The following is a 272-nucleotide window of genomic DNA, read 5'->3' as shown; positions in this document are numbered from 1 at the left end:
CACGTCAAACACGTTGATTTCCTGCACCAACCGGCTCGACTCGCTGCGCAAGGCAGAAAGCAGGCTCTCGTGGCTCATCTCTTCGGGCATCACAAAAGCCAGGTCGCGACGGACGGGCTGGAATTTCGACACCGGCCGGTAAGCCGCTTTTTCTTTGGCGGCCACGGCGGCCATATCCACTTCAAACACCAGCGCCGCTTGCAGCAAATCGTATTTTTGCAACCATTGCGGGCGCAATTCGCCGATAAAGCCGATGGTTTGGCCATCGAGCA

The 272-nt window shown here is 57.4% G+C and carries 1 protein-coding gene; it reads right to left on the bottom strand.

Going from position 1 to position 272, the window contains the following annotated elements; translation table 11 throughout:
• The coding region (locus V0R37_RS22205; RefSeq protein ID WP_489685819.1) for a phenylalanine--tRNA ligase subunit beta-related protein at positions 1 to 272 on the bottom strand (272 nt) is incomplete at both ends.

It is taken from the genome of Pollutimonas rozaliensis (assembly GCF_048751585.1).
GTDB lineage: Bacteria > Pseudomonadota > Gammaproteobacteria > Burkholderiales > Burkholderiaceae_B.
This window is presented reverse-complemented; position numbering and strand designations above follow the sequence as displayed.